Source organism: Pelodictyon clathratiforme (assembly GCF_982375515.1).
Genome location: NZ_OZ455102.1, coordinates 710,137 through 732,183, shown reverse-complemented (window position 1 = coordinate 732,183; position 22,047 = coordinate 710,137). Strand labels below are relative to the sequence as shown.

The 22,047-nt window shown below is 48.7% G+C and carries 19 protein-coding genes; 13 read left to right on the top strand and 6 right to left on the bottom strand.

Annotation, left to right across the window (positions count from 1 at the left end; translation table 11 throughout):
* The first annotated feature begins 20 nt into the window (after positions 1–20).
* Genes AC56AD_RS03515 through AC56AD_RS03500 form a run of 4 tightly spaced genes read left to right on the top strand, consistent with a single transcriptional unit; the run spans position 21 to position 5,191 of the window.
* The gene (locus tag AC56AD_RS03515; RefSeq protein WP_150085582.1) at positions 21–3,440 is read left to right on the top strand and encodes a hypothetical protein; all 3,420 of its coding nucleotides are present in this window, start codon (positions 21–23) and stop codon (positions 3,438–3,440) included.
* A 39-nt stretch (positions 3,441–3,479) separates the two neighbouring features.
* Positions 3,480–3,947 carry a helix-turn-helix domain-containing protein gene (locus tag AC56AD_RS03510; protein WP_041526412.1) on the top strand — a complete coding sequence of 156 codons (468 nt, stop codon included), beginning with the start codon at positions 3,480–3,482 and terminating at the stop codon, positions 3,945–3,947.
* An 11-nt stretch (positions 3,948–3,958) separates the two neighbouring features.
* The gene (locus AC56AD_RS03505) at positions 3,959–4,474 is read left to right on the top strand and encodes an IS630 family transposase (RefSeq protein WP_049759884.1); all 516 of its coding nucleotides are present in this window, start codon (positions 3,959–3,961) and stop codon (positions 4,472–4,474) included.
* Between the two features lie 30 nt (positions 4,475–4,504).
* Positions 4,505–5,191: a hypothetical protein gene (locus AC56AD_RS03500; RefSeq protein ID WP_012507502.1), complete on the top strand. Its 687-nt coding sequence runs from the start codon at positions 4,505–4,507 to the stop codon at positions 5,189–5,191.
* A gap of 145 nt (positions 5,192–5,336) precedes the next feature.
* Here the strand turns inward: AC56AD_RS03500 and cutA are convergent, their stop codons facing one another.
* Positions 5,337–5,540, bottom strand: coding sequence for a divalent-cation tolerance protein CutA (cutA, locus tag AC56AD_RS03495; RefSeq protein ID WP_317623604.1), 204 nt, complete (start codon positions 5,538–5,540; stop codon positions 5,337–5,339).
* Positions 5,530–6,624 (bottom strand): M24 family metallopeptidase, encoded by a 1,095-nt coding sequence (locus AC56AD_RS03490; protein ID WP_012507500.1) that lies wholly within the window; start codon positions 6,622–6,624, stop codon positions 5,530–5,532. The genes cutA and AC56AD_RS03490 overlap by 11 nt, the downstream gene beginning before the upstream one ends.
* 156 nt (positions 6,625–6,780) lie before the next feature.
* On the opposite strand from AC56AD_RS03490, the gene trpD reads away from it, so the two are divergent.
* The 5 genes from trpD (at position 6,781) to AC56AD_RS03465 (ending at position 10,768) form a co-directional block, all read left to right on the top strand.
* Entirely contained in the window at positions 6,781–7,836 is a 1,056-nt protein-coding gene (gene trpD / locus AC56AD_RS03485; RefSeq protein ID WP_012507499.1) for an anthranilate phosphoribosyltransferase, read from the top strand.
* Positions 7,837–7,909: 73 nt separating this feature from the next.
* Positions 7,910–8,902, top strand: a complete 993-nt coding sequence (gene chlG, locus AC56AD_RS03480) for a chlorophyll synthase ChlG (RefSeq protein WP_041526667.1) — start codon at positions 7,910–7,912, stop codon at positions 8,900–8,902.
* 72 nt (positions 8,903–8,974) lie between these two features.
* Positions 8,975–9,193 carry a 50S ribosomal protein L28 gene (rpmB, locus tag AC56AD_RS03475; protein ID WP_273278837.1) on the top strand — a complete coding sequence of 73 codons (219 nt, stop codon included), beginning with the start codon at positions 8,975–8,977 and terminating at the stop codon, positions 9,191–9,193.
* 82 nt (positions 9,194–9,275) lie between these two features.
* Positions 9,276–9,716: a ribonuclease HI gene (rnhA, locus tag AC56AD_RS03470; protein ID WP_273278836.1), complete on the top strand. Its 441-nt coding sequence runs from the start codon at positions 9,276–9,278 to the stop codon at positions 9,714–9,716.
* 11 nt (positions 9,717–9,727) lie between these two features.
* A complete protein-coding gene (locus tag AC56AD_RS03465; protein ID WP_012507495.1) occupies positions 9,728–10,768 on the top strand; it encodes a hypothetical protein in 1,041 nt (346 codons plus the stop codon).
* Positions 10,769–10,841: 73 nt separating this feature from the next.
* Here AC56AD_RS03465 and tilS read toward each other — a convergent pair whose 3' ends face one another.
* Complete coding sequence (gene tilS / locus AC56AD_RS03460; protein WP_012507494.1) at positions 10,842–11,828, bottom strand: tRNA lysidine(34) synthetase TilS; 987 nt, start codon at positions 11,826–11,828, stop codon at positions 10,842–10,844.
* A 122-nt stretch (positions 11,829–11,950) separates the two neighbouring features.
* Between tilS and AC56AD_RS03455 the strand changes: the two genes are divergently transcribed.
* The 3 genes from AC56AD_RS03455 (at position 11,951) to recN (ending at position 14,639) form a co-directional block, all read left to right on the top strand.
* On the top strand, positions 11,951–12,589 hold the full coding sequence (locus AC56AD_RS03455; protein ID WP_012507493.1) for a phosphatidylserine decarboxylase: 639 nt from the start codon (positions 11,951–11,953) through the stop codon (positions 12,587–12,589).
* 118 nt (positions 12,590–12,707) lie between these two features.
* The gene (locus AC56AD_RS03450; protein ID WP_012507492.1) at positions 12,708–12,917 is read left to right on the top strand and encodes a Sec-independent protein translocase subunit TatA/TatB; all 210 of its coding nucleotides are present in this window, start codon (positions 12,708–12,710) and stop codon (positions 12,915–12,917) included.
* A gap of 18 nt (positions 12,918–12,935) precedes the next feature.
* Entirely contained in the window at positions 12,936–14,639 is a 1,704-nt protein-coding gene (gene recN, locus AC56AD_RS03445; RefSeq protein ID WP_012507491.1) for a DNA repair protein RecN, read from the top strand.
* A gap of 19 nt (positions 14,640–14,658) precedes the next feature.
* Here recN and AC56AD_RS03440 read toward each other — a convergent pair whose 3' ends face one another.
* Complete coding sequence (locus AC56AD_RS03440) at positions 14,659–18,912, bottom strand: PAS domain S-box protein (RefSeq protein ID WP_190274021.1); 4,254 nt, start codon at positions 18,910–18,912, stop codon at positions 14,659–14,661.
* 398 nt (positions 18,913–19,310) lie between these two features.
* Between AC56AD_RS03440 and dapA the strand changes: the two genes are divergently transcribed.
* Complete coding sequence (gene dapA, locus AC56AD_RS03435; RefSeq protein WP_012507489.1) at positions 19,311–20,201, top strand: 4-hydroxy-tetrahydrodipicolinate synthase; 891 nt, start codon at positions 19,311–19,313, stop codon at positions 20,199–20,201.
* A gap of 79 nt (positions 20,202–20,280) precedes the next feature.
* Here the strand turns inward: dapA and gcvPA are convergent, their stop codons facing one another.
* Entirely contained in the window at positions 20,281–21,621 is a 1,341-nt protein-coding gene (gcvPA, locus tag AC56AD_RS03430) for an aminomethyl-transferring glycine dehydrogenase subunit GcvPA (RefSeq protein WP_012507488.1), read from the bottom strand.
* 3 nt (positions 21,622–21,624) lie between these two features.
* Positions 21,625–22,008 carry a glycine cleavage system protein GcvH gene (gcvH, locus tag AC56AD_RS03425; protein WP_012507487.1) on the bottom strand — a complete coding sequence of 128 codons (384 nt, stop codon included), beginning with the start codon at positions 22,006–22,008 and terminating at the stop codon, positions 21,625–21,627.
* Positions 22,009–22,047: the final 39 nt, after the last annotated feature.

The following is a 22,047-nucleotide window of genomic DNA, read 5'->3' as shown; positions in this document are numbered from 1 at the left end:
TCATTTAATCAAGAAATAGTATGGCTACTCCATCAATGGTTGCTGGCTCTCTTGCAAGTTGGGAATACCTTGCTTCCCACACCGATTTAATGACATGGCTTCGTGCTGATGGCGTAACAGACGCTGACTCGGCTACGGCAACGAGGCATTACATTGAGCATGGAATTAGCGAAGGACGTACCATAACCTTTAATGCATGGGAGTATCTTGCCTCCAACCCGGACTTGATGAATTGGCTTCGTGCTGATGGCGTCACCGATGCCGATGCTATCACTGCGGCTAAGCATTTCATTGGATATGGATATAATGAGGAACGTACCATAACCTTTAATGCATGGGAGTATCTTGCCTCCAACCCGGACTTGATGAATTGGCTTCGTGCTGATGGCGTCACCGATGCCGATGCCATCACGGCAGCGAAGCATTTCATTGGATATGGATATGATGAAGAGCGTACCATCACCTTTGATGTATGGGAGTATCTTGCCTCTAACCCGGACCTGATGAATTGGCTTGGAGCTGATGGCATAACTGATGCTGATGCCATCACGGCAGCGAAGCATTTCATTGCATATGGATATAATGAGGGCCGTACAATGATTTTCGATGCTGCGGCATATCTTGCATCCTATGAAGATTTGCGGAATGCATTCGGAAATGATACTCTTGCTGCCACAATACATTATGTGACATATGGATATAGGGAAGGTCGTGCAGTAAATAACTACCACCCAACACTTACCGTCGACAATGCCATAGTCACTATGGCTGAAAACCATGTTTCCGGTGCAATTATCGGCGCTGATGCCGATGCGACCGATGCAGATGGCAACACCATCACCTTCAGCCTGGTAAATGCACCTGCCAATAGCAGCGGTAACGCACTGTTCAGCATTGATGCTGCAACAGGCCAGATAAACCTTACAGCAGCAGGAGCTGCAAGTATCGACTATGAATCATCTATTAAAAGCTATACGTTGCAGGTTATGGCCAGCGATGGCGTCGCCGCTCACAATGAAATAAAAACCATCACGCTCAACCTGACCAACGTTGACGAGATCGCCCCTGTTATCACCACTGCCGCCACACAATCTGTGGCTGAAAACACAATCCTGGTCGCCGCACTAACATCAACCGACGTCGATTCTGCTGACACACCTGCGATATTCAGCATCACCGGTGGCACAAACGCAGCATTGTTCGAGATCGTTGCCGGAAACCTCCAGTTCAAGGCCGCTCCCGATTACGAAACCGGCGCCCATAGCTATGAAGTAACTGTAACTGCTACAGACGGGACAAACAGCACAGCAAAAACCATTACAGTCGGCATTACTGACGTTAATGACGTAACCCCTGTCATCACCACAGCCGCTGCCCAGACGGTAGCTGAAAACACAACTCTGGTTGCTGCACTGACATCAACCGACGTCGATACTGCAGGCACGAACCCGGCGATATTCAGCATCACCGGTGGCACAGACGCAGCGTTATTCGAGATCGTTTCAGGAAACCTCCAGTTCAAGGCCGCTCCCGATTACGAAACCGACGCCCACAGCTACGAAGTAACGGTAACTGCTACCGACGGCACAAACAGCACAGCAAAAACCATTACAGTCAACCTGACCGATATTTTCGAAAATACAGGTTTACTGCTTGAAGGAGACAGTAATGATAACCGACTTACCGGAGGCACCGGTAACGACACCCTTGTTGGCGGTAATGGCAATGATATCTTGAGAGGCGGCGCCGGAACAGATAGTATGGATGGTGGCGCTGGTGACGATACCTTTGTCATTGTTGGCGATCTTTCTGGCGGCGGAAAAGTGGGTTCCCCTGAAGATACTGTAGCACTTGGGCACCCCCTTTCTGATCTGAACGGTCAGGATCTGAATGAGGATAACAACGGCGCTGTGGAAACGATTGTCGGTGGAGAAGGAAACGATACGCTTTACGTCTATGGTACTGCCGATCTTTCCCACTATGTAATTTCCGGCATTGAACATTTTGAGATACGCTCTTACGTTACATTCAGCCAAAGCTTTCTTGATAACCTGATCGCAACAGGAGGAGTCACCTTGACCGGTGATGGATCCAGTACGATTGTCTTGACTGGTGGCACTGCAGCCGATCCACTGATTATTGATTTAACCACTACAGATGCAGCTATTCTTGCGCGTATCGGCCAAATTTCATTGGGTGAGCATGTTATTCTGAGAATCAATGACCTTGACCAGTTGGGAGGAGCAAGGATTCTTACTGGATCAGGCACAATTGAAGCTCTCTCAGGAAGCCTTGATATACCTTCGACTTATATACTGACGGATACCTTGCAGGTTGTGAATATCACTCTTGATAATCCGGAAATAATGTCTGTTATCAATGGTGAACATAGAGACCTGGATAACAATGGAGTATTCGACACAATTTTTGGTACAAATGACAATGATTACATAATTGGTACAGCGTTTGATGATACCCTTGATGGCTTAAACGGTGATGATCTATTATCAGGCAAAGAGGAAAACGACACATTCAAAATCAACGGTAGTGGTGAAAAAACAATTATTGACAGTGGTGGTGATCATGATACCCTTGATCTTTCCGGGTCTGTTTCTGGCGCCTCGGTTAATTTAAGTGATGGAGGTACTGCCGGCAGTGCTACCATAATTTTAGGCAGTGGAACAACCGCCATTACAAAACAGGCGATAGATTTATTCCTTCTTCAGGATATTTCAGGTTCTTATGGCGACGATATTGCAAATTTGAAACAAATTATTGCTACTCCTGATGGATTGGCTGAAGATATTCGCAATATACAACCAGACAGCTTTTTTGGTCTTGGTATCTTCAATCCTCCAAGTGGAACAAATCCATATTATGAAACACTGTTGCCGTTATCAGTTGATCTTAATCTATTTAAGGATGCAGTAAATCAACTTGGAATATGGGGTGATGAGGAGTTGCTTACTGCAATCAGGACAGTTGTTGATCGGGCAGAAACTGCTGAAATAGGATATGGAAGAAACGCACTGCGGATTTTGTTGATTTCCACCGATGAACCATTCTATGAAGATATTCCGATAAATATTCCGCAGTTGGCTGCTGATATGCAGGCAGTTGACATCTATCCTGTTTTTCTTGTTACAAATGATTTGGTTTCATATTACGAAGACTTTGTCGTTCAACTGGGTGTCGGTGATGTCGTTGGCATGGCATCAAACAGCAGCGATATCTTGTCGGCAATTAACAGCGCATTTGTAAATTACAAACATGACTTTATCGAAAATGTCAAAGGCACTGCCTATGACGACACCCTTACCGGAAACAGCCTTGATAACCACATTGACGGTGGCGCCGGTGATGACATATTGAAAGGTCTTGTCGGAAATGACACCATTGATGGCGGTAAGCGCTCAACAATAAATTATTCCGTAATATAAGGGCAAGAAGGTAAACACAAACACCTGCCCTTGTAAATCATGAAGTTAAGTTACTTTGAATTATCTGCCATCGATCGTGCAAAGCTACAACAAATTGTGGCAAAAGGAAGAGATTGGCAAGCACGTCATCGGGCTCAAACACTGTTATATTTCAACGACGGGTTGAGTGCAAAGACCATCGTGGCATTGCAAGACCTGAATATCGATACGGTTTATGACCGACGTAAGAACTGGTTATCAAAGGGGTTTGCTGCTTTATATGACAGGCATCGAAGCGGCGCACCTCCGAAACTAAACGCCATTCACCTTGAACAGATCACGATTTGGGCGGAAAAGGAAGCACTGACAGCTCCAGCGATAGTGGCTCGGTTAAAGGAAGAGTGCAATGTAAACGTGAGCGTTGGTACCGCAACTAATGCGTTGAAAGCACTTGGTTTTGTCTGGAAACGTACACGCCTGTGGTTAAAAAAAAACGAGATGAAGTCCGGTTTCGACAAGCACAGTTAGAAATAGAATTGATGAAAGATGAAGTCGAACGCGATGAGAGGATCTTAGCCTTTGTAGATGAGACTGGTTTCGCACTGGCCCAGCCAAACCGCAGCGCCTGGACTCCGATAGGCAAATGTCACAAGATTGACGCCAACCGGGGAAAACGCCTGAATGTCATCGGAGCCATGCTCTCAACGGGTGATTTGTTCTCAGTTGCGCTGTGGCAAACAACAGATTCACTTATATTTACCGGCTTTCTTGGTCTGCTGATGAACTACGTGGGTAAACCTTTAACGGTCATTCTGGACAATGCGTCATTCCATAAAGCGAAAGCGGTTCAACCGATGTTAAAGGTGCTGGCTCAAAAGGGGCTGACTCTTTATTTCTTGCCACCTTACAGTCCAGAACTCAATCGAATTGAAAAGTATTGGCACAAGGTGAAGTATGAATTGATGGAATTCAAGACGCGAAATGAAAAAACCCTTGAAGAAGATGTTCGAAAAATCTTAGCTGGTTTTGGTACTGATTACGTAATGACTTTTTGATGAGCGCTTATAGGAGGCAATGACGTTGCTGTGTTCACTGGAGTTATCGGGGACTATACGATAACAACTCTTGAAGATGGCAGCGGACTTCGTGTTGAAGATAAGATTTCAAACAGAGATGGGGTTGATATCCTATATGATACCGAGTTTCTCCGATTTGAGGGTTCTCCCGGAACTGCGGATACTCCAACGGTACAGCCTGAAGCAGGTATTTATTGGAGTGCCCGAGATATTATTCTGGGTACCGCAAATCATCATTTTCTCGAAATTTTGCCCTCATGGCCCGAAACTTTTGATTTTAACCGGGATGGAACCATTGATACTGTTGATCTTGATGGAGATGGAGTACGTGATGGATTTACTATTGGTGGTACTGAAGAAAGCGGAAAATTAGTTGCCTACCTTAATGACGCTGCCGATATTGCTGCTATTCTGGGATCTAATGAAGAATCCCACTTGATTCCATTGCCGGCTGGAGTAAGCTATGATGAGTTAATCGCTGCATTATATACCGCCTATACAAATTATCTCGATGAAAGTGTTGACTATACTCTACTTCCAACTGCTGATGCTGACAATTTAGATAATGGGAATTGTGCTACCTGGGTAAACACAATTCTTCAGGTTGTCGGGATAACAAATACCGCAGGATTGGGAGACTTTTCTGGAATAGATGCAGGTGACACTTCTACGTTGGCATTTAGTTATTTTACTTGATTTTTGGGAGTTAATTTATCATTTAACCCTTAACACGATAATAGCAAAGAACAATTGATACGACAGAATATAGTGCCGTATCAATTGTTCTTTTTTGCTGTTTGTATTTGTCTGTTTTGTTTCAGCCTTATCAAACTATTTGAGGTCAAGGCTTGCCGGTAGTTGAGTCGAGCCAGTTGAGGTAGCCGGGCAGTCCGCCGGTTATGGGCAGTTTGATGATTTCCGGCACGTCGTAGGGGTGATACTCCTCGATATAGGCTTCGAGCTTGCTGTATCGGGCCTCTGTGGTCTTGATTGAGAGGAGAACTTCGCTCTCTCCTGAAATTTTGATAACCCCGTCATAATTCAATAAGCTCTTTGCCCAGGCGCTGCAGGGGGGTTGCACCGAGCGGGCCCATCACCACGGTATCCTCAATGCGCACCCCGAATTTGCCGGGCAGGTAGATTCCGGGCTCAATGGTAAAGAGCATATTCTCCTGCAACACACACTCCCCTTTCGGGCTGATCCGTGGCTCTTCGTGCACCTCAAGGCCAACACCATGACCAAGACCGTGGCCAAACTCATCACCATAACCGTGCGCAGCAATAAAATCGCGAACATGGGCGTCAAGCTCTTTGCCGCTCATGCCGCACCGCGCCGAAGCAATGCCGAGCGCCTGAGCCTCCTGCACAATGCGATAAACCTTTCGGGCCTCGGCTGAAACATGCCCAAGCGCAACCGTTCTTGTCTGATCGGAGGCGTACCCTTCATAAACGCACCCAATGTCGATCACAATAAGCTCTCCCGATTTGAAGCGGGCGGTTGAGGGCGTTGCATGAGGCATGGCAGAACGGGCACCCCCGGCCACAATGGGGTCAAAGGAGTCCTTTTCCGCGCCAAGCTTTTTATGCTGATAGCTGATCTCTGCGGCAATATCAAGTTCCGTTACGGAAGGCGAAATCATGGGAAGCACGGTTTCGAAGGCAAGTTCGCTGATTTCTGCCGCACGACGCATTTTCATGAGTTCGATTGCATTCTTGACCATCCTGAACTCATCAAAAAAGGAGTCAACCGGTATCACCCGCTGTTTGCCAACCATCTGTTCGATAAGGCGGGTTGCTTCATGCCAGGTAACATTGTCGGACTGCAATGCAACCGTTTCACCGAGAGGATAGCGGCCTGAACCAAGCTCCGCAGCAAACCCGTCGCCAGCAATAACGGTTTCTGCCACTACAACCTCTTCAGCAGCCTGCTCCCTGTAACGAAAGTCGGTAAAAAGCCAGCTTTTCTCTCGGGTAATCAGCAGCCTCGCACTCGAACCACTGAAACCCGTCAGCCACCGGATAACGGCGAGATCGGTAACAATAGCCGAATCGAGCGCCTGGCTCATCATTTTGTTCAAAACCTTCCGCAAGGCCTCTTCCCGGTAAAATGCTATCTGCTTGCTATCCATATAAAAATGAGTACCATAATTCACAAAAATACCGGGCATCACTCCGCAACAGCCTGTTCAATGGGAATCAATGCTCTTTATTATTTATATTTACACCATTTCTTGTTATTATTTACATTTACACAATTCGCAACCATTTGCCAACCAATCAGTTTCATGCCACAAAAAAAGTTACTTCAAAAGCTGCTTGCAGGAGAGGATTTTTCACAGGAAGAGATGATCCTCTGCATGAACAACATTATGGATGGTCTTTTTTCCGAGATGGTTATTGCGGCTCTGCTTGCTCTTCTGCAGAAAAAAGGTGTTACCCCAACTGAAACCGCTGGAGCATACTATAGTCTGATGGAAAAAGCCGTCACCATCGAGCTGGATGAAAATGCTGTTGATACCTGCGGAACCGGCGGTGACCACGCAGGAACCTTTAATATTTCAACAACGGCATCAATCATTGCCAACAGTGCCGGAGTCCGCATTGCCAAACATGGTAACCGTTCAGTTACAAGCAGTTGCGGAAGCGCTGATGTGCTTGAAGCGCTTGGATTCACCATCGATCTGCCGCCTGAGGCGACAAAAGAGCTTTTTCAGGAGAGCGGCTTTGCCTTCCTCTTTGCCCCCCTCTATCACCCTTCAATGAAGCGGGTCGCCCCTGTCCGTCGGGAGCTTGGGATCAGAACCATATTCAATATTCTCGGCCCGCTGATCAATCCGGCACGGGCAAAACGGCAGCTTGTCGGGGTGTTCAATCGGGAGCTGATGGAGCTCTATACCGAAGTGCTGCTACAGACCGGGGCGCGTCGTGCCATGATTGTTCATGCCATGACTGCAGAGGGCATCGCGCTTGATGAACCAAGCCTCAATGGGCCAACGCATATTGTCGAGATTCACAGGGGCACTGTAACCGAGCACACCGTTTATCCCGAAGATTTCGGTCTGGCAAGGCACTCGCTTTCGGAAATCCAGGGAGGAGAGAGAGATGAAAACGCACGCATCATTCGCCAGATCCTTGACGGAAGCGCTCCGGCAGCACATCGTGATGCCGCCCTCTTCACAACAGCCATGGCCTGTTATGTTTCCGGAAAAGCACGCTGCATTGATGATGGACTCGACATCGCAAGAGAGGCGCTCGAAAGTGGCAAATCGGAGAAAAAATTTAATGAAATTCTGAAAATTAACGCTGAACTCTCACGGAAATACCGGTCAGTCGTCAACTAAAATCCTTATCTTTTTCCCAAAAAACTTGTATACTCTGCCTTGTTTTTAAGCCGAAGCGAGAACCATTATGCCCATGAACGGACGCGACATTCCAACCCCTGAAAAGCAGCAAGGTATCGCTGAAAAGCTTCTCCAGTCAGGAGTAAGCAATTCAAGACGAAAAATCATTGAACAGGCTCTTGAGAATGTCAACAAGCCTGGCTTCAGGATTGAGCCATCTGCTATCGTGCCTCTCATGAAGCCGGTTACCTGGTTTCCGCCAATGTGGGCCTTTGCCTGCGGCGTCGTGTCAACCGGAGAGAATATTGCCGACAACTGGGATATTCTCCTGCGTGGCGTTCTTCTTGCCGGGCCGCTCATGTGCGCCATGTCGCAGACCATGAACGACTACTTTGACCGGGAGGTTGATGCCATCAATGAGCCCGAACGTCCTATTCCTGCAGGAAAAATATCAAAATCGGCCAGTTGGCTGATTACTTTCGCCCTTATCATTACGGGCTTTCTTGTCGCGCTCTCCATTCATCCCTATGTTGTCGTCATTGCCTTTGTCGGAGTGCTCATGTCGCACGCCTATTCCGGCCCGCCAATCCGAGCAAAAAGAAATGGCTGGTTCGGCAACCTTATTGTCGGGCTTGCCTATGAGGGTGTGGCATGGCTGACGGGCAGTTTTGCCATTACCCAGGGTGTTCCTTCTGCGGAAACCATTGCCCTTGCCATCATTTTTTCAATCGGAGCGCATGGCATCATGACGCTGAACGATTTCAAATCCATTGTTGGCGACACGATCCGCAAGGTCGCCTCCATTCCGGTACAGCTTGGAGAGAAAAAGGCAGCTCTCCTTGCAGCCATTATTATGGATGTTGCACAGCTCTCGGCCATCACCATCCTGATTGTCAAAGGTTCCATCACCACAACTGTCATTGCCCTGATACTGCTGCTCGCCCAACTGCCCATGCAAAAGATATTGATAGCAAATCCTAAGGAGAAAGCGGTCTGGTACAATGCCTTCGGTACCCTGCTCTATGTTTTATCCATGATGGTTTGCGCTGTTGGCATCCGACCATGAAACAATACGTTTCGGGTTTTATGAAACTATTGTTATATTCCCTTTCGTTTTTTTAACACAATTTATTGCACCATGTCTAAAGTTTGTTTACTGACCGGTAAAAGACCCATATACGGCAATACGGTATCTCATGCGAACAACCACGTCCGCACCCGTTTTGAGCCAAACCTCCATACCAAAAGAATCTGGATAGAAGAGGAGAAGCGGTTTGTAAAGGTCAAGCTTTCAGCAAAAGCCATGAAAATTATCGCGAAAACAGGTACCGCAACGCTTGCCAAACTGCTGAAATAAAGCACAGGCAAGATCGGTTGCAAAAGATTTTTTAATATCTTGTAAAGGCTCAATCATAAACAGGTTGAGCTTTTTTTTGTCGATGGAAAAAAAGATAACGATATACACTGACGGCGCATGCAGCGGCAATCCGGGCCCTGGCGGCTGGGGTGCGCTGTTGATGTACGGCTCCACGATTCGTGAAATAGCCGGATACTCACCAGCCACGACCAACAACCGCATGGAACTCAGCGCTGCAATAGAGGCGCTCGAAGCGCTCAAGGAGCCTTGCCGTGTCGATTTGTACAGCGACTCAAGCTACCTTGTCAACGCCATCAATGAAGGGTGGCTGAAACGCTGGACCATCAATAACTGGAAAACATCGACAAAAAAAAATGTCGAAAACATCGATCTCTGGAAAAAAATCCTGAAGTTACTTACGTTACATACCATAACGTTCCATAAGGTCAAGGGCCACAGCGACAACCCCTACAACAACCGTTGCGACACTCTGGCTCGCGAGGCCATTAAAAAGAAATCATAACCTGTTGATCTATGCCGCGAAACGCCGTGCCTGAAGCAACACCCCCGAAACGCTCCCTGAAAAAAGGGGCAGGGCTCCTCCTCTCCATGAGCGTTATCAGTACCCTTTGCTTTCTGCTGGTAGTACTCTGGGTTAACTGGTCGAAATCACGCCTTCAGCCCGAACCACTTACTCCTGCGCTTCGCTCGATTGTTGATCGCATTCCCGGAAAATCTGATGCCCTGATCTACATTGGCCTTAAAGATATCCGTGAAAGCAGGCTCTGGGTGGAGGTCATCCCGGATTCACTGAAAAAGGCTCCACTTTTCAAACCACAGGGCCGACTCGACACCCTGATGAGAGCGGCAAAAATCAATCCCTCTCTCGACATCGATACCCTGTTGATCAGCTTCAAGCGCCATGGGTACAAAGAGCAGAACTTTCTTGGAATCGTATGGGGGCCTGTTTCAAAAAAACTTCCGGAATCATTTCTCAGAACCAACAGTACAACGGTTGAAACCATCGGTGGTCACCAATGTTATGCACTTGACAGCACACTGTGGCTCTGTCCAATCGGAACGAAACAAATAGCCCTGACCAACAACAAAAAAATGCTGACGGATTTCCTTGTTCCAACCGGCAGCTTTTATCAGAGGGATTCACTCTCGGTTGCGCTGATCAACAAGGCTCTCTACAAATCGCATCTCTGGTTTGCCCTCCCTTCTGCAGCCTGGACCATCAGGGCCTTGCAAAGCCTCACCTCGACCAACCAGGGGGTAAAAAGCCTCGGCAACCTGAACCGTATCCAGAACCTCGCTCTCTCCGTAAAGTTCAATGATGGAATTGAAGGACAAAGCGAATGGGTCTATACAACACCCCAGGCAGCCTTTTTTGCATCAACGTTCCTCTGGGGCGCAGTCAAGCTTTCTGAACTCTCTGGCACGAGAACCAGCGAACAGACCAGACAACTGCTCAACAAAATCGAGATCCGGCAGAACATGGAATCCATAATCATACACACGAAACTTCCTCTCGAATTTTTTCAGGCTGCCAAACAGAAAGAGTTGCCCTGAAATAAAGCACTCCGCACACTGCCCCCCTCCCCCGAGATTCCCCTCCCGAGGGGGTGTAAATAAAGGCTCGGCATCAAGGCGGAGCGCTGTCACGAAAAAAACAGAGCATCCCGTCTTTCCAGAGCACTCGCAATTGCCCGCCAGCCATCACCATTTTTCCTGGCTGACTACCAAGAAGATCAACCAGCTTCTGAAGCGTCCGGGCGTCAACCACAGCATGCAGATCCCGTAGCGCCCTTTTTAACACCTCCTTCTGCTCAAAAACCGTAAGCTGCTGAAGTGCAAAAACAGAAAGCTTCCCCTCATTGAGGGCAAGCCCCGGCTCCCGTTCACAGAGATTTTCAAAATAGAGTTCCAGAAATTCTGAAAGCTCACCCGCCTGTTCCGACACTCTGCGGAGTGATGGCATCAATTTACCGGCAAAGCGCTCCTCAATAAGCGGAATAACACGGTTCCTGATAAAATTCCGGTCATAATCATTGGCATAATTACTCGTATCCGTTCGGCTGGTAATCCCCTTCTCCTTCAGGTAGGCAACCATATCCGCCTTGTGAAATAACAGCATGGGGCGAATAATTTTACCGTTAAGAGCCCGGATGCCTCTCAGTCCCGGAAGTGAGACCCCTCTGAAAAGATTGAAAAGAATGGTTTCAGCATTATCATTGACATGATGACCGGTAGCGATTTTTGAAAATCCCTTCTGCTCCATCACCTGCCTGAAAAAAGTATATCGCAATATCCGTGCGCTCTCCTCGACCGATCGCTTCCACTCCCCGGCAAAACGCAAGGTGTCAAAATGATCGACAAAACACTCCAGATCAAGTGAGCGGCAATGATCGAGCACAAAAGACTCGTCGCCGTCACTTTCGGCGCCACGAAGCTGAAAATTACAGTGAGCCACCGCAAGCTCAGCACGCAGAAGAGGTCTTACCGCACAGAAAAGTGAGAGCATGGCCATGGAATCCGGCCCCCCGGAAACCGCAACAAGAACCCTGTCACCCTCTTCGACCAGCCGCCTTGTTCTGAGTTGTTCAAGAAATTTTTTTTCTAAACGATTCACCTCTTCACCGCCCCTGAATTGCAAAAAAAACGGAAAAAACTCTCCACCATTACCTCAGGTTCAAGATAAATAATTATCATAAGGGAGCTTATCAAAAAAAAACGACAAGAGCCCCAAAAAAGATGTTTACTTCCTATGGCTACAGCACCATGATCAAGGTGTTTCTTCTCTGCCTGGCTATCAGCGCGGCTGCACTGATTTTTCCCCTCTGGGCACAAATACCGATACACCTTACAACAGGCCTCGCACTCCTTTTCACCCTCTATTTTTTTCGTGACCCTAAACGGGTTGCGCCCGACGAAAAGCGAATTATCCTTGCACCCGCCGACGGGAAAATCCTTCTCGTCCAGAAGCAAAACGGAAACATTGCCGGAAAAACCTCAACGCTGGTCAGTATTTTTATGTCGCCCCTCAATGTCCACGTCAACCGCGTACCACTCAGCGGAAAGGTAACCCGCCTGCACTACCGCCCCGGTCAGTTCCTGATGGCCTTTGACAATCGGAGCATGGAGAGCAATGAAAAAATGGAAATCGGCATAAACAACGGTGAAATTGAGGTACAGTTCAGCCAGGTATCCGGTTTTCTGGCCAGAAGAATTGTCTGTCAACTGCAAAAGGGAGAGAACGTCAAACTCGGCAACAGGTTCGGCATGATCAAGTTCGGCTCAAGGGTCGATCTCATCCTGCCCCCTTCAGCAACCGTACTGCTTCAGCCAGGTCAGAGAACCCGTGCCGGCGAAACCATCCTTGCCCGCTATTGAGCCAGGCAACACAACAACCAGCCTTCCTCTGAAAAGAGTTGGTTTAGGAGAGCATATTGATTATATAATTGACAAGAAATACTCATTTCAGCAATAAAAATGCCATGGAGGAATCCCGATGTTTGGATTAGGTGGACAGGAACTGATTCTCATTCTGCTGATCATTCTGCTGTTGTTCGGCGCAAAAAAACTTCCGGAACTTGCAAGAGGGCTGGGAAAAGGGATGAAGGAGTTCAAAAAAGCACAGACTGAGATAGAAGAGGAGTTTAACTCAGTCGTTGATGAAAAGCCGAAAAAGGAAAAAACAGCCTCGTCAACGCAAAGCTAACATGTGCGATAACCGGCCATGCTTGTCAGCCTCTATATCAGAAATTTCGCACTGATCCAGGAGCTAACGGTTTCATTCAACCCTGGACTGACCATTATAACCGGAGAGACCGGCGCTGGCAAATCTATTCTTGTCGGAGCGCTGAGTCTTGTTCTTGGTGAGCGTTCAAGCAGTGATCTGGTGCGATCAGGCACCAGCAAAGCCGTAATTGAAGCGATACTCAACGACGTTCATTCTGAAAAGATTGAGAGGCTGTTGCATGATGCGAACATTGAAACGGCACAGGAGCTTATTCTCCGAAGGGAGCTCTCCTCAACTGGTCAATCCCGCTGCTTCATCAACGACACACCCTGCACGGCGGCCATCCTGAAACAGACCGGCGAGATGCTGATTGATCTGCACGGCCAGCATGACCACCAGTTGCTGCTTCATGCCGACACGCACGAGAGCCTGCTTGACGACTTCGCCAAAACAGCACAGGAGGTCACCGCCTACAAAGAGGCTCGTTCAGCGCTTCAGGAGATGCAGCGAGGGCTCGAAACCCTGAAAAAAGAGGCGGCAGAAATCCGCGAAAAGAGGGAGATCGTTACGTTTCAGCTCAACGAGCTCAACGCGCTTGACCTGAAAAGCGGTGAGGAGGAGAGCATTGAAACCGAAATAACGCTCCTTGAAAATGCTGAAACCCTGTTCACGCTCAGCGCATCCCTGAGTGAGCTGCTCTACGACAGCGAACACTCCCTCTATTCTGCCATAAGCGAAGCGTTGCATCTCCTCGAAAAACTTGCAACCATCGACAGGCGCTTCGACATCCATCTTGAAGAGAGTCGCAGTGCACAAAGCATAGTCGATGAACTCGCCCGTTTCACCCGCAGCTATACCGCAAACATTGATTTTAATCCCGTCAGGCTCGAATCGTTACGGGAACGCCAGCTCCAGCTCCAGCGCATCGGGAAAAAATATGGCCGCTCCCTCTCCGGACTGATTGAGTTGAAAAATGAGCTTGAAGCAAAGAGCGCCCTCGAAGAGAACCTTGAAGAGGAAGTTGATCGTATCCGCCAGCAGATAGCCCGGCAGAAAGCTGAACTGTCGCGGTACGCCGACACCCTTTGCCGCAAACGGCAGGATGCCGCCCATCGGCTTGAACTCCTTATCCAGAAACAGTTGGCGGAACTCGGCATACCACACGCCACCTTCGTTGTCAGCATGAGGCACGAAGAAAATCGTGAGGGAGAAATCACCGTCGATGGGAAGTGCTATACCGCATTTGCGGGCGGTTACGACCAGATTGAGTTCCTGATTTCAGCCAACCCCGGTGAAAAGCCAAAACCGCTTGTCAAAGTGGCCTCCGGCGGAGAAATTTCACGGGTCATGCTTGCCCTGAAGAGCGCCCTGGCTGAGTCGGCCGAGCTGCCAATCCTTATCTTTGATGAAATCGATACCGGCATCAGTGGCAGAATCGCCGAAGCGGTCGGAAGAAGCCTGAAAAACCTCTCACGCCTGCACCAGATCATCGCCATCACCCACCTGCCACAGATTGCCGCAATGGCCGACCTGCACCTCAGTGTGCAAAAATCCGTCCAGCAGGAGAGAACCATAACGGAAGTGACCGTTCTTGACCATGAGAGCCGCCTGCAGGCCATTGCCGCGCTCATCAGCGGCAAAAACATCTCCCCCTCGTCACTTACACTTGCAGCAGAACTGGTTGAGAGGGCTGCTCGCTGAACTTCACAAACCCCTCTTTTTACAAATAACTATCGTAATCCTGCGGCGCTGCTTTTCCACCTCTTTCTGCAGTTTTTTCATTCCGAACGGGTTCCTTGTAATGAGCTGAAATGACCTCATTGATCTCCCTGCTAAGCTGGGCTATTTTGACCGGTTTTTTCAGAAGTCTGCTGATACCGTAGCGGGCCAGAGAGGCATTGTTTTCGATCTCCTTGCCATAACCGGTCATAAGGATAACCGGCAGATCCTCCCGTATTTCATGCAATGCCGAGACGAGCTCGATACCGTTCATCTCCGGCATCGTGAGATCGGTTATGACAAGGTCGAACGCAGCGGGCTCTTGGCGGAAAACTTCAAGAGCCTTAAGGGGAGAACTGAAAACCTTTACCCTGAACCCAAGTTGCGTGAGCAAGGCTGACATCATTTTCAGGGTGCTCACTTCATCGTCTATGAAGAGCAGTTGGCAAGAGCCCTGAATCGGGATTTCTTCACGCTCACATTTTTTTTGCTGTTCTTCGATAACCGGCAGGAAAATGCTGAATGAGCTTCCATTCCCCTTCCGGCTTTGAACAGTTATTTCGCCTCCAAAGCTCTTGATGATGCCATGAACCACCGAAAGTCCGAGCCCGGTACCCTTGTTAACCGATTTCGTCGTAAAAAAAGGCTCGAAAATACGTTCCATGGTTGCATCATCCATACCACAGCCGGTATCGGAAACGGTCAGGTTCACAAACCGCCCCGGCCCGATTTTTGGCAGTTCTTTCCCCAATTCACCCTCAAGAGTGATCTCCTTAAGCTCGATACTCAGATCCCCGCCATTTCCCTCCATTGCCTGGAATGCGTTGGTACAGAGGTTAACGACAACCTGGTGGATTTTGGAGGGATCGGCAAGAATGTTCCTGCACTCCCTCTCAATGTTCTGGCTGATGCTGATCGTTGCAGGGATGGAGGGACGCAGCAATTTCAGCGCTTCCTGAAGTATGGACTGGACAGAAACAACCGAAGGGGTACTTTCCTGGGCCCTGCTGAAGGTGAGAATCTGTGAAACGAGGTTCTGGGCACGGTCTGCCGCGTTGACAATTTCGGAAAAATAGTCATGCTGAGGAGCATCACCCGAAAGGGTAAGCAATCCCATTTCAGCATAGCCCATGATGGGGGTGAGAATATTGTTGAAATCGTGTGCGATACCTCCGGCCAGTGTTCCTATGGTTTCAAGCCGCTGGGTCTTGCGCATGCGGCTTTCAAATTCATTCTGACTGTTCAGTGCATTGACCCGCTCGGTAATGTCAAAAAGGATGCCGTCAATAAAAGAAAACTGGCCCTCTTCGGAAAAGGTCGAGGTTTTCCGGTCTTCGATCCACTTGACTGAACCATTTTCATCCATGACCCGATAGACGATGATCAGGGAATTTTTTTTACTCATGAGCTCTCTGTTGGACTGCTCAACTTTTTCGCGGTCATCGGGATGAATGGGGCTCATTGCTTCATAATTCTTTCCATTCATTTGAGGGAAAAGTCCGTTTGCAACAGAATGGATCGAACCGCTGAAATACTTGATGCTCCCGTCACCGGAGAGTCGGTAAACGACACCAGGAATATTATCGATAATGGAGCTTAACTCTTCACGCAACCTCGACTGCAGGGTATATGCCGCAAGCGCCGCCTCGTTTTTTTTCATTTCCGTAAGGTCTACAACAACCCCTCGCCCGCCAGTGATCACACCTCCTGTGAACACCGGTGCACCGTAAAGCATCGCCTGAAATTCAGTTCCATCCTTCCTGAGCCCGGTCATCTCGACACTTACCCTTTTACCTTCAAGGGTGATGGCGTGCAGCACACTTTTCAAATAGCTCAAATCAGAGGGGTTAACCAGGGTGTATACCGAATTGTTCTGCATTTCCCCCGCATCATATCCGAAAAAGAGCAACCCTTGCCTGTTGCAGTAGGTGATCACGCCATCCAGGTCAGCCTCAATAGCCGGAAGAGGAAGAAATTCTATGAGCTCTCTGAACCTTCTTTCACTTTCCTTGACGGTCGATTCATGTTTTATGCGCTCAGTAATATCCCTCGAAATGCCGAAAATCACAGGTTGGTCGTCCCAGCTCCCATGGGTCGCAATCGTTTCCACAGGGATCAGGGAAGCTGTTTTCGTCATAAGGGGAACAAGACAGACATGTTCAGTGCCGGCAAGCATTCCTTCGATATTTCTTCTGGCCTCTTCCCGCTGTGCCGGAGGATGAAAGTCAAGCACATGCATTCGATATGCCTCTTCCTGTGTATAGCCGAGGCGGGAGAGCACGGCAGAGTTCGTGTGTTTGACCATCTCATCAGCTCCGACGATGAAAAGCATGTCGTCGATCGTGTTGAATAGTGCATCCAGGTTCCTGTTCGCTGCGTTGATCTTTTCCTCATGTTTTGCCTGAATAATAGCTGCGCCAATCCGGGAAGCCACAGTCTCAAGCGCCTTGCGTGAAAATTCCGGTACCTGGTTAAGCGAATGGGATGCAACATTCAGACATGCTACAACAACATTCTTGCTCATGACTGGAACAACCGCGATTGCTTTCAGATCGTCATCCAGACTTGGTAGATCGGTAGTGAGTTCGATTTCCGTATAACGACTGTAGAGTGGTATACCCTGGAAGACGATGTGCTGCTGGGTGCAATCTCCGCTGTAATGATTTGTTTTACTGACAAACGATTCCGAAAGCCCTTCAGAATAGACAAGACTCAGGCTTTTATCGGCTTCGTTTACGAGGTAGATCCCTCCACAATCCATGCCTGAAATTTCAAGCGCACTCTGCAGACAAATTTTCAAAGTCTCCTCGAATGAGGCCGATGCGCTCAATTTCAGGGCAAGATCGAGTTCACACTGGATCATGCGTTCAGCTTGCTTCCTCTGAAGGGCGTTGGCGATGATTCCTCCAGCGAGCTTAAGCACCGAAACGGTTTCCTGTGGCCAGTGGCGCTCTTGGGTAACCGCATCGAAACCGATATAGCCAAACGGAAGATTACCGGACGCGAGGGGAATGATGATGAGCGATCGGATATCCTGCTGTTCGAGGATCTCCATTTCCGCCGCAGCTTCCTCCGGCAGCTCCGATACTCTCGGTACGATAATTGCCTCATTCATGTTGATCTTTTCAGTCAGCCATGCAAACAGATCGGTTGGCAGATGCTGCAGGATCTGGATCTGCGGCTCGATACCCTCGGCGCACCACTCATGGGTATTGTCCATCAAGCGATGGTTGTCGTAGTACTCAAAGATATAACTCCGGTCTGCCTGTACGAACTTTCCGATATTTTCGAGGGCAAGATTGACCATCTCGTCGATCCTGTGGGCAGGAAGGTTGATAAACTGGTTGGCCAGGGTGGCAACGAGACGCTCGAACCTTCGATTGTATGAGAGGGATGGCTCAATGCCACCATGAGAAGCCGCATCAAGGATAAATGAGTCGTAATGGGAGACCGCACCGTTTTCATCGCGATGGATGAACCTGAAATCATAGACCTCGATTTCGGAACCATCTTTCCCCTGCAGCCGATACTCCATCTCGAACGATTCCCGGCTGTTGTCTGCGGCGAACGCTTCAACTTCCCCCAAAACCCGTGTTCTGTCGTCCGGATGAATAAGCTCTGTGTAGCCGACAACATTGCCAATCAACTCGGCTGGCAGGTAACCAGGCAATATTCCAAAATTCTTCGTTACATCGACTATAGGCCAACCGGGACTGTTTTTCAGGCGAAATACCGAAACCGGCCCCCCCATGAACATATTTCGTTCCTTGAGAAGCCTTTCCTCGGCATGCTTTCTCTTGGTTATATCCTGATGGGTACCTACCATTCGAACCGGATTTCCCGTCCGGTCACGCTCGAAAACAATACCCCTGTCGAGCACCCATACCCAATCACCATTCTTATGCCGCATTCTGAGTTCGATTTCATAGAAATCAGACTCCCCGCTGAAATGCCTCTCGAGCAAGAGTGTTGAGCGCTTCAGATCGTCAGGGTCACAAAACTTCATCCATGTTTCAATCGTGACCGGTTCGAGTTCCTCTTTCGTATAACCTGCGATTTCCGCCCAGCGGTTGTTTATGGCAACTGCTCCCGAACTGATATCCCAGTCCCAGGAACCAGCATTGGTACCGGCAATGACCAGCCCCAGCGTTTCAACCTGTTTTTCATATTCAGCCAGCTTCGCATCTTTTTCCTCCAGCAAAGCCTTCATCTGCAGATATTCCTCTTCCTGTTCTCGCACGTGTTCCACCATCATATCCATAAATCGATTATTGATGCCCGGTTCTCTTTAATACGCTTAAGTAAGTATAAATTCATTCAAGTTATGCACGAAAAAATAACAACCCCAAAATAATCACATTAAACGTTGAACCGTATTTTTCAACACCAGGTGAGTCGTAACCTCTGCCGGGATTAAAGGAGAAAAGCTGTTTGGGTGACTTGGGTTATGGTACGGAAGAGAACTGGATGTGTGGGCATTTGGGACAAGTTGCTGCTGATTTAGCCTGCGCTTGCTGACAATTAAGGGGTTTTGCGATAAATTCCGTTTTACAAATTACCTTTCTCTGTATATTCCTGATCTTCCTGACAAAAAAAACAGAGGAACATAAAAGAGAGTTTTCAGTTGAATTTGTAAAGTTTAGAGAAAATAGTATGTCCACACGATACCTTTCAGGATCTGCCGTTGCGCTGGTAACCCCGTTCAAAAAGGATATGACGGTTGATACCGATGCATTAAGGAGACTGGTACAGTTTCAGATCGCAGCAGGAACCGATATCATCATCCCCTGCGGCACGACGGGTGAGTCGCCAACTCTTTCCGAAGATGAACAGTTTGACATTATCCGCATTGTAAAGGATGAGGTGGACGGGAAAGCCCTGGTGGCAGCAGGCGCTGGCACGAACTCTACCCCACACGCCGTAGCCCTTGCAAAGAACGCGGTAAAAGCGGGTGCATCACTCCTTCTTTCCGTGGCTCCGTATTACAACAAGCCTTCGCAGGAGGGAATCTATCAGCATTACCGCCATATTGCCGAGGCCGTCACGGTGCCAATTATCATCTACAATGTTCCGGGAAGAACAGGATGCAATGTTGCGGCTTCAACCATTCTGCGGCTTGCAAGAGATTTTGAAAATATTGCGGCTGTCAAAGAGGCTACCGAGAATATGAGCCAGATTTCGGAACTTCTTGAGGAGCGTCCAGACCATTTTTCTGTACTCACCGGTGAGGATTCGTTGATTCTGCCCTTTATGGCCATGGGTGGGGATGGGGTAATCTCGGTTGCGGCAAACCAGATTCCCTCACAGATCAAGCAACTGGTCGAAGCTGCCAGGCTGGGCGATCTTGAGGAGGCACGGAGGATAAACCGCCGTTATCGCAAGTTGTTGAAACTTAATTTTATTGAGAGCAATCCTGTACCCGTCAAATACGCCCTGTCACGAATGGGGATGATTGAGGAGAACTATCGGCTGCCCCTGGTACCACTATCAGCAGAGAACAAGCTGCTTATCGACCAGGAACTGGAGTCACTGGGACTCATATAACAACACCAACTTCAAGCTTTTCAGCTACCGACAACTCGGTAGCTGAAAAGCTTATAAGTCCCCTGAGTCCCATACCCTCCTATATTCCAGTAATCCCCTCAAGCTTGTCAACAAAACTATCAAGCTCCGCTTTTGTCCTTTTCTCCGTAACAGCAACAAGCAATCCAGTTTCTCCGTGAACAGCAAGGTCGTGGCCTGCAAAGAGCTTGTGCTCAAGCATCCGTTCAATTACTGCGGCTGCAGGAATTGGTGTTTCAACAACAAACTCCCGGAAAAATGGCGCCTTGTATTTCAGGGAAAATCCAGGAATCGCAGCTATTTTTCCTGCCAGATAGTGGGCCTTCTGTGCTGATTGTGTGGCAACCTGCTGCAACCCCTCTTTTCCAAGCAGTGAAAGATAGATGGCCGCCTGAAGGGCATTGAGCGCCTGGTTGCTGCAGATGTTTGACGTGGCCTTTTCACGCCGGATGTGCTGCTCGCGGGTCTGAAGGGTAAGAATAAAGCCATCTTCTCCATCCCTGTCTTTGGTCATACCGACCAGACGACCGGGAATTTTGCGGACAAGTTGCTGCTTCACGGTAAAAATGCCAAGGTATGGGCCTCCAAAACTCTGAGGCGTACCAAGGGGCTGGCCCTCACCGACGGCAATATCTGCCCCGTAACTTCCGGGAGCTGCAAGCATGCCAAGTGAAAGCGGATCGGCGGAGACAACAAAAAGCGCCCCGTTTTCATGGGCAATGGCCCCGATCGCTTCAACATCTTCAAGAGAGCCATAAAAGTTGGGCTGCTGCACAACCACGGCAGCAACCGAGGCACCGACAAGCTCTTTCAGTGCATCAATGCTGCCAACACCCTCTTCAAGAGTGTTCTGTATAACTGCATGGTGACCGGCTGCTTCAAGATAGGTTTTCAGAACAGAGCTGTTGTACGGGTGCAGCTTACCAGCCACAACAACCTTGCTGCGACCCGTAACGTTCATGGCCATCAAGACTGCTTCAGCCAAGGCCGTCGCCCCGTCATACATGGAGGCATTGGCAACATCCATCTCATAGAGACGGCAGACAAGGCTCTGGTATTCGTAAATTGCCTGCAGGGTGCCTTGGGAGACCTCAGCCTGGTATGGCGTATATGCCGTATAAAACTCGCTGCGGGAGGTAATGGTCTTGATGGCTGCGGGGATGAAGTGATCATAAGCCCCTCCTCCAAGGAAACTGACATAATCAGCCGTACTCTTGTTAGCAGAAGCAAGGCCCTCCAGCAGTTTTCGAACCTGGGGTTCATCTGAAGCCGGAAAAAGATCGAGAGCTCTCTTCAGTCGTATCTCTTCAGGAATAGCAACAAGCAGATCATCAAAGGAGCTGACCCCGATTGCCTTGAGCATCTCATCCCTTTCGCTGGCAGTATTGACAATAAATGGCATTGGTTACTCCCCTGTGAGCTGACGGTAAGCCTCAGCATCAAGCAGTGCATGAACTGCTTCCGGACTGGCAACCTTCATCTTGACCAGCCAGCCATCGTTGTATGGATCCTGATTGACAATTTCAGCGCTGTCAAGCAGAGCATTCAGCTCAAGCAGTTCACCGGCAACCGGAGCAAAAAGATCGGCAACGGTTTTTACCGCCTCGACTGTACCAAAGACCTCATGCTGTTTCAGCACTGTTCCGGCAGATTTCAATTCAACAAAAACAATATCCCCAAGTTCGTGCTGGGCAAAGTCAGTAATGCCGACCAGTGCGGTGCTGCCATCTTCGAGCAGTTTAATCCATTCATGGTCTTTGGTATAACGGAGATCTTCGGGAATAGTCATGGCGAGGAGAAAAAGTATGTTGATGGAGTGTCCAACCCA

What these genes read in the sequence shown, in the direction of transcription:
- AC56AD_RS03515 (WP_150085582.1), top strand. Translation starts at nt 21, where the DNA reads ATGGCTACTCCATCAATGGTTGCTGGCTCTCTTGCAAGTTGGGAATAC.
- AC56AD_RS03510 (WP_041526412.1), top strand. Translation starts at nt 3,480, where the DNA reads ATGAAGTTAAGTTACTTTGAATTATCTGCCATCGATCGTGCAAAGCTA.
- AC56AD_RS03505 (WP_049759884.1), top strand. Translation starts at nt 3,959, where the DNA reads ATGAAAGATGAAGTCGAACGCGATGAGAGGATCTTAGCCTTTGTAGAT.
- AC56AD_RS03490 (WP_012507500.1), bottom strand. Translation starts at nt 6,624, where the DNA reads ATGGATAGCAAGCAGATAGCATTTTACCGGGAAGAGGCCTTGCGGAAG.
- trpD (WP_012507499.1), top strand. Translation starts at nt 6,781, where the DNA reads ATGCCACAAAAAAAGTTACTTCAAAAGCTGCTTGCAGGAGAGGATTTT.
- chlG (WP_041526667.1), top strand. Translation starts at nt 7,910, where the DNA reads ATGAACGGACGCGACATTCCAACCCCTGAAAAGCAGCAAGGTATCGCT.
- rpmB (WP_273278837.1), top strand. Translation starts at nt 8,975, where the DNA reads ATGTCTAAAGTTTGTTTACTGACCGGTAAAAGACCCATATACGGCAAT.
- rnhA (WP_273278836.1), top strand. Translation starts at nt 9,276, where the DNA reads ATGGAAAAAAAGATAACGATATACACTGACGGCGCATGCAGCGGCAAT.
- AC56AD_RS03465 (WP_012507495.1), top strand. Translation starts at nt 9,728, where the DNA reads ATGCCGCGAAACGCCGTGCCTGAAGCAACACCCCCGAAACGCTCCCTG.
- AC56AD_RS03455 (WP_012507493.1), top strand. Translation starts at nt 11,951, where the DNA reads ATGTTTACTTCCTATGGCTACAGCACCATGATCAAGGTGTTTCTTCTC.
- AC56AD_RS03450 (WP_012507492.1), top strand. Translation starts at nt 12,708, where the DNA reads ATGTTTGGATTAGGTGGACAGGAACTGATTCTCATTCTGCTGATCATT.
- recN (WP_012507491.1), top strand. Translation starts at nt 12,936, where the DNA reads ATGCTTGTCAGCCTCTATATCAGAAATTTCGCACTGATCCAGGAGCTA.
- AC56AD_RS03440 (WP_190274021.1), bottom strand. Translation starts at nt 18,912, where the DNA reads ATGATGGTGGAACACGTGCGAGAACAGGAAGAGGAATATCTGCAGATG.
- dapA (WP_012507489.1), top strand. Translation starts at nt 19,311, where the DNA reads ATGTCCACACGATACCTTTCAGGATCTGCCGTTGCGCTGGTAACCCCG.
- gcvPA (WP_012507488.1), bottom strand. Translation starts at nt 21,621, where the DNA reads ATGCCATTTATTGTCAATACTGCCAGCGAAAGGGATGAGATGCTCAAG.
- gcvH (WP_012507487.1), bottom strand. Translation starts at nt 22,008, where the DNA reads ATGACTATTCCCGAAGATCTCCGTTATACCAAAGACCATGAATGGATT.